Annotated in this window: 1 protein-coding gene; it reads left to right on the top strand. The window is 73.1% G+C overall.

Annotated elements, in window-relative coordinates; genetic code table 11:
- Nucleotides 1-48: 48 nt before the first annotated feature.
- Nucleotides 49-845, top strand: a 797-nt coding sequence (locus DSP71_RS05380; RefSeq protein WP_181800672.1) for a condensation domain-containing protein, incomplete at its 3' end; no start/stop codon positions are given.

The raw sequence follows: 845 nt of genomic DNA, 5'->3' as shown, positions 1-845 counted from the left end.
GCGGTGTTCGTCGCGCCGGACGATCGTGGGCTCGAGGTCGAATGGACCGTGGCGCCGGCGCTGGCCGAGCGGCTTCCGGTGCTGCTCGCGGCGTGGGACCGTGCCCTCGAAGGGCTGGTCGATCTCGCCGATCAGCTGGCCGCGCCCGGAGCGGGACCCGCGGCGACCCTCATCCCTGCCGAGGCCGCGCTCCCCGGCCTCGACCTCGGGACGATCGAGCGGATCGAGGCGGACAGAGGCCCGCTTCGCGACATCGCTCCGCTCACAGCGCTGCAGGAGGGGCTGCTGTTCCACGCGCTCCGCGACGGCACGGACGACGTCTACTCGACCGTCACGACCATCCCGCTGACGAACCCGCGCGCCGATGCCACGGAACCGCTGGCGTTGGAGACGATCGCCGAGGCCGTGCGCTCGGTGGTGCGGGCGCACCCCCAGCTCGGCGCCGCGTTCGTCGCGGATCTCACCGACCGTCCCGTGCAGCTGGTCCCTCGGGAGCCCGAGGTCGACGTCATGATCCACGAGGACGACCACACGGGGGACGACTCCGTGCTCGCCGCCCGCGCCGAGACGCGGGTCGCCGACCTCGTCGCCGCGGAACTCGCACGCACGAGCGATGTATCGCGCCCTCCGCTCCTGCATGCCCATGTGGTTCGCAGCGGGCGCTCCAGCGCCGTGCTCGTGCTCGGGGCGCATCATCTCGTGATCGACGGGTGGTCCACGCCGCTGCTCATCGAACGCGTCGTCGCCGCCGCGGCAGGGCAGAGCGTGGCGGACGGGTGGGGAGATCTCCGTCGCACCCTCGTCGCCCAGCAGGCGGAGGACCAGGCACCGGCGCGCGACGCATG

The sequence above is a fragment of the Microbacterium sp. H6 genome (assembly GCF_003314775.1).
Taxonomy (GTDB): domain Bacteria; phylum Actinomycetota; class Actinomycetes; order Actinomycetales; family Microbacteriaceae; genus Microbacterium; species Microbacterium oxydans.
Note: the sequence above shows the minus strand (reverse complement) of the source record. Positions and strands in the feature narration are given on the sequence as shown.